Source organism: Candidatus Poriferisodalis sp. (assembly GCF_965208925.1).
Taxonomy (GTDB): Bacteria; Actinomycetota; Acidimicrobiia; order Acidimicrobiales; family Poriferisodalaceae; genus Poriferisodalis.
The window spans coordinates 2,943,610-2,958,323 of sequence record NZ_OZ242364.1; the positions used below are offsets into that span (position 1 = coordinate 2,943,610).

Annotated in this window: 11 protein-coding genes; 4 read left to right on the forward strand and 7 right to left on the reverse strand. The window is 68.4% G+C overall.

Annotation, left to right across the window (positions count from 1 at the left end):
- Positions 1–10: 10 nt before the first annotated feature.
- From ACOGI5_RS12955 to ACOGI5_RS12965, 3 genes are all read right to left on the reverse strand, one after another.
- The gene (locus tag ACOGI5_RS12955) at positions 11–520 is read right to left on the reverse strand and encodes a CoA-binding protein (protein WP_419864824.1); all 510 of its coding nucleotides are present in this window, start codon (positions 518–520) and stop codon (positions 11–13) included.
- Positions 517–1,806: an O-acetylhomoserine aminocarboxypropyltransferase/cysteine synthase family protein gene (locus ACOGI5_RS12960; protein WP_419864825.1), complete on the reverse strand. Its 1,290-nt coding sequence runs from the start codon at positions 1,804–1,806 to the stop codon at positions 517–519. The genes ACOGI5_RS12955 and ACOGI5_RS12960 overlap by 4 nt, the downstream gene beginning before the upstream one ends.
- 82 nt (positions 1,807–1,888) lie before the next feature.
- Positions 1,889–2,140 (reverse strand): DUF6457 domain-containing protein, encoded by a 252-nt coding sequence (locus ACOGI5_RS12965; protein WP_419864826.1) that lies wholly within the window; start codon positions 2,138–2,140, stop codon positions 1,889–1,891.
- Between the two features lie 109 nt (positions 2,141–2,249).
- Between ACOGI5_RS12965 and ACOGI5_RS12970 the strand changes: the two genes are divergently transcribed.
- The gene (locus tag ACOGI5_RS12970; RefSeq protein ID WP_419864827.1) at positions 2,250–2,939 is read left to right on the forward strand and encodes a DUF2461 domain-containing protein; all 690 of its coding nucleotides are present in this window, start codon (positions 2,250–2,252) and stop codon (positions 2,937–2,939) included.
- Here the strand turns inward: ACOGI5_RS12970 and ACOGI5_RS12975 are convergent.
- The 4 genes from ACOGI5_RS12975 to ACOGI5_RS12990 all read right to left on the reverse strand — a co-directional run bounded on the left by ACOGI5_RS12975 (position 2,929) and on the right by ACOGI5_RS12990 (position 9,716).
- Positions 2,929–3,603: an alpha-ketoglutarate-dependent dioxygenase AlkB gene (locus tag ACOGI5_RS12975; RefSeq protein ID WP_419864828.1), complete on the reverse strand. Its 675-nt coding sequence runs from the start codon at positions 3,601–3,603 to the stop codon at positions 2,929–2,931. The two genes, ACOGI5_RS12970 and ACOGI5_RS12975, sit on opposite strands and share 11 nt — an antisense overlap.
- A 65-nt stretch (positions 3,604–3,668) precedes the next feature.
- Positions 3,669–5,993 (reverse strand): molybdopterin-dependent oxidoreductase, encoded by a 2,325-nt coding sequence (locus ACOGI5_RS12980; protein WP_419864829.1) that lies wholly within the window; start codon positions 5,991–5,993, stop codon positions 3,669–3,671.
- 56 nt (positions 5,994–6,049) lie between these two features.
- Positions 6,050–7,195, reverse strand: coding sequence for an LLM class flavin-dependent oxidoreductase (locus ACOGI5_RS12985; RefSeq protein WP_419864830.1), 1,146 nt, complete (start codon positions 7,193–7,195; stop codon positions 6,050–6,052).
- A 37-nt stretch (positions 7,196–7,232) separates the two neighbouring features.
- Positions 7,233–9,716: a CoA transferase gene (locus ACOGI5_RS12990; RefSeq protein WP_419864831.1), complete on the reverse strand. Its 2,484-nt coding sequence runs from the start codon at positions 9,714–9,716 to the stop codon at positions 7,233–7,235.
- A gap of 91 nt (positions 9,717–9,807) precedes the next feature.
- On the opposite strand from ACOGI5_RS12990, the gene ACOGI5_RS12995 reads away from it, so the two are divergent.
- The 3 genes from ACOGI5_RS12995 (at position 9,808) to ACOGI5_RS13005 (ending at position 14,713) form a co-directional block, all read left to right on the forward strand.
- Entirely contained in the window at positions 9,808–10,974 is a 1,167-nt protein-coding gene (locus tag ACOGI5_RS12995) for an acyl-CoA dehydrogenase family protein (protein WP_419864832.1), read from the forward strand.
- A gap of 75 nt (positions 10,975–11,049) precedes the next feature.
- Positions 11,050–12,672, forward strand: coding sequence for a carboxyl transferase domain-containing protein (locus tag ACOGI5_RS13000; protein ID WP_419864833.1), 1,623 nt, complete (start codon positions 11,050–11,052; stop codon positions 12,670–12,672).
- A 133-nt stretch (positions 12,673–12,805) separates the two neighbouring features.
- Positions 12,806–14,713, forward strand: coding sequence for an acetyl/propionyl/methylcrotonyl-CoA carboxylase subunit alpha (locus ACOGI5_RS13005; protein WP_419864834.1), 1,908 nt, complete (start codon positions 12,806–12,808; stop codon positions 14,711–14,713).
- Position 14,714 lies beyond the last annotated feature (1 nt).

Below are 14,714 nucleotides of genomic sequence, written 5' to 3' on the forward strand. Positions count from 1 at the left end.
TCCTCGACTGCTACTGGCTGCGCACGGTGCGGCGCGAGTCCACTACGCCGGTATCGAAGCCGGCGAGGTGCAAGCCGCCATGGAAGCGCGCGTGCTCGATCTTGAGGCACCGGTCCATCACCACGTCGAGCCCGGCATCGTTGGCCAGCTTGGCGGCGTCAGCGCTCCACAGGCCGAGCTGCACCCAGAAGGCCTTGGCGCCGATGCCGACGACTTCTTCGGCGACACCGGGCAGATCGGCAGGGCGCCGGAACACGTCGACCAGGTCGGGCACGACAGGCAGGTCTGCCAGGCTCGCGTAGCAGGGCTTGCCCAAGATCTCGTCGGCCACCGGATTCACGAAGTACACGTCGAAGTCGGTGCTCGAGCTGAGCAGGTACGTCGCGACGAAATTGGACGGGCGCGCCGGGTTGGCCGAGACCCCCACCATCGCCACGGTGTCGGTGCGTTGGATGAGGGCCAGCCGGTCGGCCGCGCTCGGCTCGGTCCAGCCCTCGACGGGCTCGTGAACGATGGTCATGCGGGCACCGCCTTCGCGAGGGCTTGGTCCAGGTCCCAAAGAATGTCGTCGAGGTCTTCGAGGCCGACTGACAGGCGGATCATGTCGGCGCTCACGCCGCCCGCAGCCAGTGCCTCGTCAGAGAGCTGCTGGTGCGTGGTGGAGGCCGGATGGATGACCAGCGTGCGGGCGTCGCCGACGTTGGCGAGGTGGCTGATCATCTGGAGGCCCTCAATGAAGTCAGCACCGGCTTGACGGCCGCCCTTGACGCCGAAGGTGAAGATGGCGCCGGGCCCTTGGGGCATGTACGTGCGTGCGAGCTCCCGGTACGGCGAGGATTCCAGGCCCGCATAGCTGATCCAGCTGACGGCCGGGTGGGTTTCCAGATGCTCGGCCACGGCCTGTGCATTCGCGACGTGCTCGTCCATGCGCTGGGGCAGCGTCTCGAGGCCCTGCAGCAACAGGAAGGCGTTCATTGGCGACATGGCGGCGCCGATGTCTCGCAGCTGCTCCACCCGCAGCTTGGTGCAGAACGCGTACTCGCCGAAATTTTCCCAGAACCGCAGGTCGTTGTAACTGGCCACGGGCTCGGTCATGTTCGGAAAGCGCCCGCTGCCCCAGTCGAAGCGGCCCGACTCGCTGACGACCCCGCCGATGGAGTTCCCGTGGCCGCCGATGAACTTCGTTGCCGAGTGGATCACGATGTCCGCGCCGTGCTCGATGGGCCGGCACAGATACGGCGTGGTGAACGTCGAATCGACCACGAGGGGCAGTCCGTGGGCGTGTGCCACCTCGGCGATGCCGGCCAGATCGGGGATGGACCCTGAAGGATTGCCGACGATCTCGGTGTAGCAGAACTTGGTGCGGTCATCGATCGCGGCGGCGTACGCATCGACGCTGTCGCCGTCGACGAAGCGGGCTTCGACGCCGAAACGGCCGAGAGTCACATCGAACATGGTGTGGGTGCCGCCGTACAGCGCCGAGGAGGTGACCAGGTTGTCGCCGGCTTCGCACAGCGCAGCCGCTGTGAGAAACTCCGCCGCCATGCCTGAGGCAGCCGCAACCGCGCCGATGGCCCCTTCCAGGCTCGCTACCCGCTCTTCGAAGGCGTTGACGGTGGGGTTGGAGATGCGGGTGTAGATGGTTCCGTACTTCTGCAGGGCGAACAGGTCGGCAGCGTCCGCTGCGTCCTCGAAGACGAAGCTCGTCGACTGGTAGACGGGCACTGCTCGAGCGCCCGTCGTCGGATCGGGCCGGCCGCCCGCGTGCAGGGCGCGCGTGCGGAAGCCGAACTGGTGATCGCTCATCGTCCGCAGCCTACGACGGGGCGCCCGGCCATCGAGTGCGCCCCTGCTGGGTGGGGCTCAGTCGGCCCGTCCCAAATGCGGCTTAGCCCGCTCGGTGCTGGGCGTACTGCTTGGCCCGCTCCAAGGCCTCAGCAGGATCGACGCCGGCGACACCGGCCATCCAGCAGGCAATCGGCGCAGCGATCCGTTCCGAATCGTGCGCTGCCACCCCGGCCAGGTTGAGCAGCGCTTCGGTCACCTCCGGTCCCGGAGCAGAGGTGCCGATCACGGCCTCGAAGCCCGCCAGCCATTCCGCTGCGGCCGTCGGTGTGCCTGCAGACCGGTCATCGCTCATGACCTCAGCGTACGGACCAGCACGGTGTGCCGTTATTCGATGCCGAGGAGCATCGGTGATCGCTACGGTGCGGACCCGGCAGGTGGCACCCGCAGCCGAAAGGACACCGATGAGCGACGACGAGGGCATTTTCGGACCCGAGTTGTTCGAGTTTCTCGAAGAACTCGAAGCGAACAACAACCGGGAGTGGTTCAACGAGAACCGCGAGCGCTACGAGGAGGAAGTGCGCGAGCCTGCGTTCGACTTCATCCGTGCCATGGGCGCCTTGCTGGGCGAGATCTCACCGCACATGACCGCACGCGACACGAAGGTCGGCGGCTCGCTGATGCGTGTGTTCCGTGACACGCGTTTCTCCGCCGACAAGACGCCGTACAAGACCAACGTCGGCATCCAGTTCCGGCATGTGCGCGGCGGCGACGTCCACACTCCCGGCTACTACGTGCACCTCGACACCGAGAGCTGCTTCTTCGGTGCCGGCAGCTGGATGCCGGATCGGGATGCGCTGGCCGCGTACCGCGTCGCTATCGACGAGCGTCCTCAGGCGTGGATCGCAGCCCGGGATGCCTGCCAGTCGGGCGACTGGCGGATGGAGGGCGAGCGGCTCAAGCGCTCGCCCCGCGACTGGTCCGCGGACCACCCGATGATCGAGGATCTCAAGCGCAAGAGCTTCATCGCGGTACGCGACTTCGACCACGACGCGGTGTTCAAGCCCGACTTCCCGTCGCTCATCGCCGCCTGGTGCGGCGAGACACAGCCGCTCATGAGGTTCCTGTGCACCGCCGTCGGCCTCAAGTTCTGAGCTGTTGATCGCCCCTTTCCGGGCGACGGCTGGCGTCGCGGGAGTGACGGAAGGTGACGCTCATGCGCGGAGACGCCGTCGCTGTCTTCGGTACTGAGTGCTCCCAGGACCGCTGGCAAGCACCGCCCATCACGAGCAGATCGCCTGAGGCCAGCGTGAATGCACGGCTGCGCCCCCCGCCCTTGGGCCTCAGCCGGAAACGGCGGGGTCCGCCGAGCGAGACGACGGCCACCAGCGAATCGTCGGGATTGATGCCGATGCGGTCGCTGTGCCACGCCACCGAGTCCCGGCCGTCGCGGTAGTAGTTCACCCACACCGAGTTGAGCGGCTTCCCGTATCGGTCACTGAGAGCTGCCGACATCGCATTGACCGCGGCCGGTGCGCCTGAGGCAGGACACTTGAGCTGCGCGCCGAGCCGTGGTTCATCCACCATCCGGCCGTACATCTCGCGCTGTGCAGCGGTCCAACGCAGCCGCTGCGCCAAGTCAGCCAGCAGCTCGTCGGCGCCGCTCAGCCATCGGGACGACGCATCGATCCAGCTGTGCTCATCGAGGTTCGTGCGCACCACCGTCGCGGCTGGGCTGAGCTGGGGCGTGCCTAGAGCGAACAGATCGGTCTGGAAGTCCCCGACGTCGGCCGCGACAGCGGTGCGGTTCCACGCCATCGCCGCACCGTACCAAACATACGTTCCTTAAACACGGATGTTCGCTAGTGCTGTCAGTTGTCCAGTCACACCAGCTCCGGCGGCAGATACGACTCGACCGGCGGCGGTTCGCCCTCGAAGCGTTCAACCTCGACGAGACAGGTGTGCGCTGAAGGCCCCTGGGCCAGCCGGGAGGTGCCGACATCTGCGGTCAGCGTGTTCGGATTGCCGGCTCGGCAGGTGCCATCGGGGGCCGGGTCGTACCAGGCGCCGGTGGAGATCTGCACCGCTTCGGGCATCACGGCGTCGTCCAGCACTGCGCCGGCCAGGCAGGCACCCCGGTCGTTGAACAGCCGCACTACGTCGCCATCGGAGATGCCGCGCGCAGCCGCAGTGTCGGGATGCATGCGGACCGGTTCGCGGCCCGCCACCTTGGTGGCCTGGCTGGGAGCGGCGTGGTCGTACTGGCTGTGCAGGCGCGCTGCTGGCTGGTTCGAGACCAGATGCAGCGGGAATCGGTCACTGCCTGTCCCGCCCAAGCGCTCGAAGGGTTCCATCCAGGTGGGGTGGGGCGGGCAGTCGTCGTAGCCGTAGCCGGCGATGGTCTCGCTCCACAGCTCGATCTTTCCGCTCGGCGTGCGCAGCGGCTTGGCCGTCGGATCGGCACGGAAGGCCTCCAGGAACACCTGGCGGGGCTCCCCCATCAGCGACATGCCCGGTGCCATCAGATAGCCGTTGCGAAGGAATTCGTCATATGAGGGGGACTCGGGATTCGCTGCTCGGTGAATCTCGTAGATCACCTCGAGCCACTCGTCGGTGGTGCGGCCTTCGGTGAACTTCTCTCCGAAGCCCAGCCGCTCCGCGAGGCGGGCGAAGATCCAGTAGTCGTCGCGGGACTCCCCCACGGGCTCCGCCACCGCCGACATCGCGACGATCATCGTCTCGGCGCCGCCGATGTCGTTTCGTTCCAGGGGTGTAGTTGCCGGAAGCACGATGTCGGCGCGGCGGGCCACCGGCGACCAGAAGGGCTCGTGGACCACGACCGTCTCGGGGCGCTGCCAAGCGCGCACCAGCCGGTTCAGGTCCTGGTGGTGGTGGAACGGGTTGCCGCCCGACCAGTAGACGAGCTTGATGTCGGGGAACCGGCCGCGGTGCCCGTCGAAATCGAACGCCTCGCCGGGCCCTTCGAGCATCTCGGTGATGCGTGAGACCGCGATCACCGGCGGTCCCGGCTGGCGCATCGGCACCGGCAGGCCCGGCACCCGCACCCGCACCTGGCCAGCGCCAGTGTTGCCCTGGGTGCCGAAGCTGAAGGCATAACCGCCGCCTGGCAGCCCCACCTGGCCCAGCACGCACGCCAGCGCCAGCGCCATCCAGTACGGCTGCTCGCCGTGGTGGGCCCGCTGGGTGGACAGGCTGAGGTTGACCAGGGTGCGTTTGGCCGCCATCTCGTGCGCCAACGCCCTGATGCGCGCAGCCTCGATGCCGGTGACTGATGCGGCCCATTCAGCCGTCTTGGGCGTGTCGTAGTCAACGGCATCGCGCCACGGCGTTGCGCCGTCCCAGTCACCGCAGGCGGCTGCGAAGCCCTCGCCGAGCACGTGTGCTCGCAGCTGCGCCCAGCCGTGGCAATGGGTGACCAGGAACTCCTCGTCGGCGAGGCCGTCGGTGACGAGCGTGTGGATGATGCCCAGCATCAACGCCACATCGGTGCCCGGGCGGATCGGCAGCCAGCGCGCCCCGACGGCAGGATCGAAGTCGTCCCGCAGCGGGCCCACGTTGATGAACTCGACGCCAGCCTTTCGGGCCCGCCCGAGCCAATCGTTGTGGTGATGCGGCCCCTGGCCGCCGTAGGTGACGTGGCTGTTGGTGGCGCGCATGCCGCCGAAGCACACGAACAGCTCGGTGCTCTCGCAGATGACCGACCACGAGGTCTGGCGGGCCAGCGCAGCGTGGTAGCCCATGCCGACCATGTAGGGAAACAGCGCTTCGGCTGCGGCAGATGAGTAGGTGCCCTTCTGGTCGGTGCAGCCGCCGGCGAGCCGCATGAAGCGGTGCTGCTGGCTGGACGGCAGCCCGAAGCGTCCCGCTGAGCCCCAGCCGTAGGAGCCCCCGAAGATCGACGACCGGCCGTGCTGGGAGCGCACCCGGTCGAGCTCGGCGGCAACCAGGTCCAATGCGTGGTCCCAGCTGACCTCGACGAAGGGCTCATGACCACGCAAGTGGGTTGCCGCTCCCGGTCCGTCTCGCAACCACGACTGCCGGACTGCTGGGCGCATCACCCGGTTCTCGGCGAAGTGGCGCAGCGATTCCCCGAGGTGCGACTGCTCGGGATCAGCGGGGTGCCGGCGCACGTCGAGTACCTCGCCCTCGACTGAGTCCAAGAGGAACGACCCGAAGTGCGTCGCCATCGCTGTGCTGCGCGCTGTGCTCGATGGAGCGCTCGACGGAGCTTCGTTCGCCGCCGTCATGAGGTGCCCGCCGGAGAGGCTTTGGAGTCGAGCGCTGGGTTGGTTTCGGAATTGGCCTCGACACTGCCTGCATTGCGCTCGCTCCAAGCATCCGCCAGCAATTCCAGGCTGGCGGTGCGCTCCGGCAGCCCGAACGTCGACGTGTGCACCATCAACTCGTCGGCACCCGTCGCGGCGGCCAGCACCTCGAGAGCTTCGACCGATTCGCCCGGATCGCCCACGATGGCGTTGGTCGGCATCGTCGCCGCGCGCTGCCACTCGGGATGGGTCATCGCCTCGTCGGGATGCAACAGCGGCCAGAAACGGCCGGTGCGGATGCCCCAGCGTCGCAGCAGCGACGGCGCAGCGTGGTAGCGGGCGGTCTCGCTGTCGGTGGCGGTGACGACGCCCGCGCTCACCATTACGTAGGGCTCGTCGAGCACCATCGACGGCTGGAACCGCTGGCGGTACAGGTCAACGGCACCCAGCACTCCCCCGCCGTCGAAGTGGTGCGCGAAAGCAAACGGCAAACCGAGGTACCCGGCGAGCTGGGCCGAGTAGCCGCTCGAGCCCAGCAGCAGCACCGCAGGTGCCGATGTCGCCTTTGGGGTTGCCTGGAAGTCGACCCAAGGCCCCTCCGTAGCCCGCACGTCCCCGAGGTACGCCATGAGGTCAATGAGATGGCTCGGGAAGTCATCCACCTGCCAAGGATCAGGCACTGCGCCCTGCCGAAGTGCGCCGTCGGGTGCTCGGCCACCCTCACCGGGAGCGGAAGCGATGCTCTGACGCACCGCGGCGGCGCTGAGGCGATCGCTGCCGGGGGCCCGCCCGACGCCGAGGTCGATGCGGCCCGGATGCAGCGCTTCGAGCATCGCGAACTGCTCGGCGATCACGGCCGGGCTGTGATTGGGCAGCATCACCCCGCCCGAGCCCAGCTTGATCCGCTGTGTGTGAGCGGCCAGGTGAGCGATGAGCACCGCCGGCGAGGTGCTCGCCACGGTGTCGATGTTGTGATGCTCGGCCACCCAGAAGCGCTCGTAGCCCAGGCGGTCTGCAGCCCGAGCCAGCTCGGTGGTCTCGGACAGCGCCTGCGCGCTGGTGCCGCCCTCAGAAACGGTCGCCAGGTCCAGCGCCGACAGCGGGACGGGTTGCGCAGCACTCACAGCGTCAGGCTAAAGCCGTTGGCTGAGCGGCGAGCCGTCAGCCCAAGGCGCCGGCAGCAGCCGCGTCAGCAATCTGCTCGTCAGTGAATCCGAGCTCGGAGCTCAGGACGTCGTAGGTGTGCTGCCCGATCATGGGTGCCGCAAACCTCGGCCCATGGTCGTACCCGGCGATCTGGTACTGGTGGCCGGAATAGGGCACGGCGCCCATCCGGGGGTGCTCCAGCCACCGGTGGAAGCCGCGGTGCAGATACTGCGGGTCTGTGAGCAGGTCGCTGCTTCGCTGCACCATGCCTGCCGCAATCCCGGCGCCTGCCAGCCGTCGTTCCAGCGTGGCGGCGTCCTGATTCGCCGTCCACGCCGAGATCTGCTCATCGAGGGCGTCGTGCGCAGCGAGGCGTCCCTCCAGCGTCGACAGCTCGGGCGCCTGCGCCCACGGCGGAGCGCCCATCAGCTCCACCAGCGTCTTCCACTCCCCGTCGTCGGCAATGGTGATCGCGCACCAGCGATCCTCTCCCGCGCATGGGTACACGCCCTGGGGCGCCATGTCGGGGTCGCGGTTGCCCATGCGGGTGGCCACGTTGCCGCTCTCGCCGTAGTCAGCCAGCTCGGGTGCCAGGAACTGCAAGCCGCATTCGAGCTGCGCAGCCTCGATGACACAGCCCTCGCCGGTCCGGCGCCGTCGGTCCAGCGCTGCGAGCAGCGTGGCGGTGATGATGCGCGGCGAGATGGTGTCGGTGTAGGCGAGGTACGGGCCGTCGGGCGGCAGGTCGGGCCAGCCCACGATCGGGTAGAAGCCTGCGATGGCCGCCGCGTGGTAGCCGAACCCGCCCAATGCCGACAGCGGCCCGCCGCTGGCCAGCAGCGAGGTGTGCACCACGATCGCCTGCGGGTTCAGCTCCGCGATCAGCTCGTCGTCCGCGATGTTGCGTGCGAAGGTCCCTGGCGTCCACGCTTCCACCACCACATCGGCCCACGCGATCATCCGCCGGGCGATCTCGACGCCCTCAGGGCTCTTGAGATCGATGTCGATGCTGAGCTTGGACGTGTTGAACGTACCGAAGAAGTGAGCCATGTCGACGTCGGCGACATCGTCCTTGAACGGCGGGTTCGCGCGCAGTCCGTCGAGTCGCGAGCTCGACTCGATGCGCACGACGGTCGCTCCGTGGTCCGCGAGGGCTTTCGCCGTGATGGGTCCCACGCCGATCCAGCTGAAGTCCGCCACGCGCAGCCCGGCGAATGGCAGTTCGGCAGTGCCCACGTCCCATGACAGCGGTTGTGCCTGCGTCTCGGGCTCATTCGCGGCGTCAGCCGCCTGCGCCCGGATCTCGGCGCCGTGCTCGTCGAGTCGTGGCGGCTGCCGCTTGGTGCCGATGCGGACGCCGTCGATGGTCGCCGGGCCGCCTGGGATCTCCACCGGGTCGGCGCCGGGCAGTTCCGCCGAACGCCAGAAGTCGCGCGCTCGCAGATGCTCGAACTCGACGAGGTCGGCCACTGTGTGGACCGGCGCAATCGTTTCCTTCAGGATCATCGAACGCTGCAGCAGCTCGGCGTTCGTGTGGCTCGCGCACAACCCCACCATGGCCTCGTACAGCTCGTCGAAGGTTCGGCTGATCGGCTCGCCGGCCGCGGCGCGCAGGTCGTAGGTGTCCCACTCCTCGGTGCGCCAGCTCTCGTCGGCGAGGCCCTCCTCGATGTACCACTCGAGCAGCCGGCCGGTCGCCACGCCCCGGGCGACGCCGATCGCCCACCCGTCCTGGGTGAGGTAGCGCATCTGCAGGGGAACAGCGAGCTGCGCGACCGTCCCCGAGCGCTTGAAGTCGCGCCCGCAGATGGCGTGGGTCTCCATGGCGTTCAGCAGCGTCCACGTCATCGCCGCCTGAGCCGACACGCCGACGTGCTGTGCCGCTCCGCTGACGCGCATGCGGGCGTGTGCCATGAGCCCTGCGGCGGCGGCCTCGGCGCCTGCATGGCGCCACGCCTGCGCGACCGAGACCTTGACCGGCGCTCGCTCGAAGACGCCCTGCATGTTCGCCGGCCCGCCCAGTGCCGCCAGCGACAGCTCCGACGCGGGATCACCGCTACGGGGGCCATCGAGGCCGAACGGCGTGACCTGCACATGGACGATGTGCCCGTTCAGCACTGCCAGGTCGTCGTGGGAGTAGCCGGCTTCAGCCAGCGTGCCCGGCACGCCGGACTCGTAAATGAATGCAGCGCTGCCGACCAGACGCTCGAACACGTCCCGGTCGTCCGGGTCGTCCAGATCCAGCACGATCGAGCGCTTGTTGGAGTTGTACGCACAGAACTGCCAGCTGCGCAGATCCCGATCGGCAGTGTCCGGCTGCCGCATCGGCCGCGCTACGCGGGCCTCAGTGCCGCCCGGCGGTTCGACCTTGATCACCTCGGCGCCCAGCTCGGCCAGCATCCAAGGACCCAGCTCGCCGCGGTGATCGGTCAAGTCGAGCACCGTCAAGCCCCCGAGCGGCGATGCCGCGGAAGGCTGCGTGGCATGGGGTGATTTCATGGGATGTCCGTGAACTCAGGCCGGGATTCCGTGTCGAACCGGTACGACGATACGCAGGCAACCACAGTCGAGGGGCGGTTAGCTTGCCCGGATGGCCCAGAGCCACGCGCCCCAGCGCTTTTGCCCGCCGAGCGAATTGAACGACGAGATGCTGGCGCGAGTGCGCGCTTGCGGGGAGCGCTGCGACGCCGAGCGCAATCCTGATCGGGAGATCATCGCCGACCTCGGGCGCCTCGGCCTCATGAAGCTGCTCGTTCCGGCCGAGCTGGGCGGGCTCGGCCGTCACCCCGCAGAGTTCATCGAGTTCACCCGCAAGATTGCCTACGAGCACCCCTCGACCGGCTGGGTGGCCATGACCTGCAATGAGGAAGCCGAGATCTTCGCTGCCCACCTCGAAGCATCCACAGTCGCCGCGTTCTATGACGAGCACCCCCACGCGGTGATCGCCGGCTCGGGCGTACCCCGCGGCATTGCATGCGCAGTAGACGGCGGCTGGATCGTCAACGGCCGCTGGACTTTTGTCAGCGGGTGCTCGGTGGCCGACTGGTGGGTCGTGGCCAACGTCGTCGAGGGCAGCCGGCCCAAGGACATCTGCCACGTTCTGGTGCCCGCCGATCCCTCGCTCATCGACGACACCTGGCACACGCTGGGACTGCGTGGCACCGGCAGCCACGACGTGGTGCTGACCGACTGCTTCGTGCCCAGCGAGCGTGCTGGCGTGGCCGAGAACTTCTCGCTGCCCAGGCCCAACGAGCATCCCTTCTACCGCTTGCCCTCGGCGCTGCGGTTCCCGTTCCCCAAGACCGGGGTGGCTGCGGGCATCGCAGATCGGGCCATCGACGAGTTCACGGCCCTGGCCACCGCCAAGACCCCGCTGTTCGCCCGCACCGAGCTGGCCGGCCGACCCGATGCCCACGCAGCGATCGCCCGCGCCACCGCACTCGCCGGCGCCGGTCGCTCGTACGTGGCCGACCAGCTCGACGAGATCTGGCACGCCGCAGCAGCGCACGACGAGATCACGCCCGCCCAGCACGCCCGCGCCCGCCTGGCCTGCTCGTGGAGTGTGCAGAACTGCATCGCCGCGGTCGAGACGCTGGTCGATGCGGCCGGCAGCACTGCCAACTTCACGTCATCGCCGCTCGGCGCCCTGCTGAACGACGTGCGTGCCGTCGCGGGCCATTTCATGGTGGGCGGCTACCAGATGGACACCGCCGGCAAGGTCCTGCTCGGCCAAGACCCCACCGACCGCAACTTCTGAGCCGGGGTGCGAAACGGCGCGCCCCGTACGATCTTCGACGACGGGAACGCCCCGGCCTATGGACATCGCCGACAGATGAGACAGTTCGAGAGCCGCATCGATACCGGCAGCACCGAGTTCGACAAGAACACGGCTGCCTACGGCGACCTGCTCGCCGTGCTGCGCGAGCGGCAGCAGTTCGCCATCTCGGGCGGGGCTGGCAGGGAGCGCTCCATCGAGCGTCACCACAGCCGGGGCAAGGTTCTGCCTCGGGACCGCATCGATTTGGTGTGCGATGCCGGTACGCCGTTCCTGGAGCTCTCCACGCTGGCGGGTTGGGAGATGTACGACAACAGCGCCCCCGGCGCGGGCATCGTCACCGGTGTCGGCGTGGTCTGCGGCGTGCCGTGGATGTTCATCGCCAACGACGCCACGGTGAAGGGCGGCTCGCTGCTGCCGGTCAGCATCAAGAAGCACGTGCGTGCCCAGGACATCGCCGCCGAGAACAGCCTCGGCGTCATCTACCTGGTCGACTCCGGCGGCGCCTTCCTGCCCCTGCAGGACGACATCTTCCCCGACAAGGACCACTTCGGCGGCAGCTTCTACCGCCAGGCCCGGCTCTCAGCCATGGGCCTGCCGCAGATCTCGGTGGTGCTGGGCGGCTGCACGGCAGGCGGGGCGTACGTTCCGGCGCTGAGCGACGAGGTGATCATGGTGTCGGGCATCGGCCGCATCTACCTCGGCGGCCCGCCGATCGTGAAGGCCGCTCTCGGCGAGATCATCGAGCCCGACGACCTCGGCGGCGCAGCGCTGCACACCCGCATCTCGGGCGTGTCCGACTACATGACCCCAGACGAGCGGTCTGCGTACGGCAAGCTGCGCGAGCTCTGCGCCGCCGCCAACCAGCGTCCGGTGGATCACCGCGAGGGCTGGCTGTCGTGGGCGGAACCGGAAGCACCCCACTACGACCCAGCCGAGATCTACGGCGTGATCTCCGCTGACGACCGCATCGGCTTCGACGCACGAGAGGTCATCGCCCGTCTGGTCGACGGCTCCCGCTACTCGGAGTTCAAGCCGGAGTGGGGCGAGCACATCACCTGCGGTTTTGCTCGAGTCTGGGGCCATCAAGTCGGCATCATCGCCAACAACGGGATCATCTTCTCCTCCGACGCCCTCAAGGCCACCCACTTCATCGAGCTGTGCGAGCAGCGGCGGGTGCCGCTGCTGTTCCTGCAGAACACCACCGGCTACATGGTGGGCAGCGACTCCGAGGCAGCGGGCATCGCCAAGCACGGGGCGAAGATGGTGTCCGCCGTGGCCAACGCCACTGTGCCGCGCTACACGGTGCTCATCGGGGGCTCCTACGGTGCCGGCAACTACGGCATGTGCGGGAGAGGCTTCAACCCCAGGTTCCTGTTCGCCTGGCCGAACAGCCGCATCGCCACGATGTCCGCCGAAACCGCTCAGACGGTGCTGGTGGACATCCGGCTCGCCGGCATGCGGGGAACGGAGACCACCGATGAAGAGATCGCGGCCATGCGAGCCGAGGTGGCCGACCAGTACCAGCGCCAGAGCGACCCCTACTACGCCACCGCCCGGCTGTGGGATGACGGGCTGATCGACCCTGCCGACACGCGGGACGCGCTCGGGCTCTGCCTGGCGCTCGCGGCCCGCCAGGATGCCCCCGCCCCGGGCAGCGGCATCGTCTACCGGATGTAGCCGGCAAGAGGCTGAGCCGAGAGGCGAAGCCGTGGCCCGAGCGGCCCGTGAGCGGAGCGAACAAGAGCGGGAATACAACAGGTGACGCAATGGCACGACTCATCCATCCGCACACGCTCGAGGCACGATCGCCGTGAAGCTGCTGGTCGCGAACCGAGGCGAGATCGCGAGCCGGGTATTCGCGACGGCGCGCCGGCTGGGCTGGCGAACCGTCGCCGTCTATGCCGAGCCTGATCGCCGCTCGCCGTTCGTGGGCGACGCCGACGAGGCGCACTGCATCGGGCCGGCCTCGCTCGAGCGCTCATACCTCGACGCCGGAGCCATCATTGCGGCTGCACACGAGTCCGGGGCAGATGCGATTCACCCCGGGTACGGCTTCCTGTCCGAGAACGCAGACTTCGCCCGGGCAGTCATCGACGCGGGACTGACCTGGGTCGGGCCGCATCCCGACGCCATCGCCCAGATGGGCTCGAAGATCGAAGCCCGGGCCATCGCCGAATCAGCCGATGTGCCGACGATCCCCGGATTCGACGACGCCGACATCAGCGCCGCAAGCGAGCAGATGCGCTTTCCGGTGCTGATCAAGGCATCAGCGGGCGGTGGCGGCAAGGGCATCCGCATCGTCCGCTCCGCTGACGGGTTCGACGCCGCGCTGGCTGAGGCCCGCACCGAGGCATTGCGCTCGTTCGGCGACGACCGGGTGCTGGTGGAGCGCTACATCGAGCGGCCCCGTCACGTGGAGGTGCAGGTCGTCGGCGACCGGCACGGCACGGTCATCCACCTCGGCACTCGCGACTGCTCCTCGCAGCGTCGCTACCAGAAGCTGCTGGAGGAAGCGCCGGCACCCAATCTGGATGCCGCCACCCGTGAGGGATTGCATGACGCGGCGGTGGCGCTGGCCCATCGCATCGGTTACGACAACGCCGGCACCGTGGAATTCATCGTCGATGCCGGCACCGGCGAGTTCTTCTTCCTAGAGATGAACACCCGCCTGCAGGTGGAGCATCCCGTCACCGAGGCCATTACCGGGCTTGACCTGGTGGAGCTGCAGCTGAGAGCCGCCGCCGGCGAGTCGCTGGGTCTCGACCAGTCAGCCGTCACGTTCAGCGGGCACAGCATCGAAGCCCGTATCAACGCCGAGGACCCCTCCGATGGCTTCACTCCCCAGGCAGGCCCGGTACGCCATCTGCAGGTTCCCGCAGGAGTGCGCTGGGATGCCGCCATCGTCGCCGGCAGTCAGATCTCCCCGTACTACGACCCGCTGATCGCCAAGCTCGTCGTCACTCGCCCCGATCGCCCTGCGGCACTCGACGCCCTGCGTGACGGACTGGACGGGCTGGTCGTGGGCCCGGTGCCCACGAATGCCGGATTTCTGCGCTGGCTCGTCGACGCGCCCCAACTGCGCGACGGCGAGATGACCACGAACGTGATCGATGGGCTCGGAGCCGCCGAGATGCCTGCGCCGCCGCCTGCCGCCGAGGCGGCCGCGGCCGCCGCAGCCGCCTGTTTGGGCCAGTTGCTGGACGAGCGTGCTGCAGCCCCGAGTGGGCCGTGGACCGTGCTGAGCGACTTCCGGCTGACCCCGCACACCTCGGACGCCGTCGCCGTGCTGCGCGATGAGGTCGGCGAGCTCCACGAGGTGTCCGCCGGGGCGATGGCTGCGGGCCGTGCCGCGAGCACGAGCAGTGCAACGCGTGAGGGAGTGGCCGTCAATCTCCGCGGCCACACGGTCACCTTCGACGTGCCTGATCGCTCCGACGCCTGGGCGCCCACCGCAACCGACGACACCGGCGACGTCGATTCGGTCGCTGCGCCATTTCCCGCTGTCGTGGTCGACGTGCCGGTGGTGACGGGTGATGTCGTTGCCACGGGCGACGTGGTCGTGGTGGTGGAGGCGATGAAGATGCTGCACTCGCTTGCCGCGCACGGGGCGGGCACCGTCGCAGAGATCCGCTGCGAGCCAGGCGATGCCGTCGAGGCCAACCAGGTGCTCGTCAGCTTCGAACAGCACGAGCGTGACCTGTCGGCAGATCCGGCTTGAT

What these genes read in the sequence shown, in the direction of transcription:
- ACOGI5_RS12955 (WP_419864824.1), bottom strand. Translation starts at nt 520, where the DNA reads ATGACCATCGTTCACGAGCCCGTCGAGGGCTGGACCGAGCCGAGCGCG.
- ACOGI5_RS12990 (WP_419864831.1), bottom strand. Translation starts at nt 9,716, where the DNA reads ATGAAATCACCCCATGCCACGCAGCCTTCCGCGGCATCGCCGCTCGGG.
- ACOGI5_RS12970 (WP_419864827.1), top strand. Translation starts at nt 2,250, where the DNA reads ATGAGCGACGACGAGGGCATTTTCGGACCCGAGTTGTTCGAGTTTCTC.
- ACOGI5_RS12960 (WP_419864825.1), bottom strand. Translation starts at nt 1,806, where the DNA reads ATGAGCGATCACCAGTTCGGCTTCCGCACGCGCGCCCTGCACGCGGGC.
- ACOGI5_RS13000 (WP_419864833.1), top strand. Translation starts at nt 11,050, where the DNA reads ATGAGACAGTTCGAGAGCCGCATCGATACCGGCAGCACCGAGTTCGAC.
- ACOGI5_RS12980 (WP_419864829.1), bottom strand. Translation starts at nt 5,993, where the DNA reads ATGGCGACGCACTTCGGGTCGTTCCTCTTGGACTCAGTCGAGGGCGAG.
- ACOGI5_RS12975 (WP_419864828.1), bottom strand. Translation starts at nt 3,603, where the DNA reads ATGGCGTGGAACCGCACCGCTGTCGCGGCCGACGTCGGGGACTTCCAG.
- ACOGI5_RS12995 (WP_419864832.1), top strand. Translation starts at nt 9,808, where the DNA reads ATGGCCCAGAGCCACGCGCCCCAGCGCTTTTGCCCGCCGAGCGAATTG.
- ACOGI5_RS12965 (WP_419864826.1), bottom strand. Translation starts at nt 2,140, where the DNA reads ATGAGCGATGACCGGTCTGCAGGCACACCGACGGCCGCAGCGGAATGG.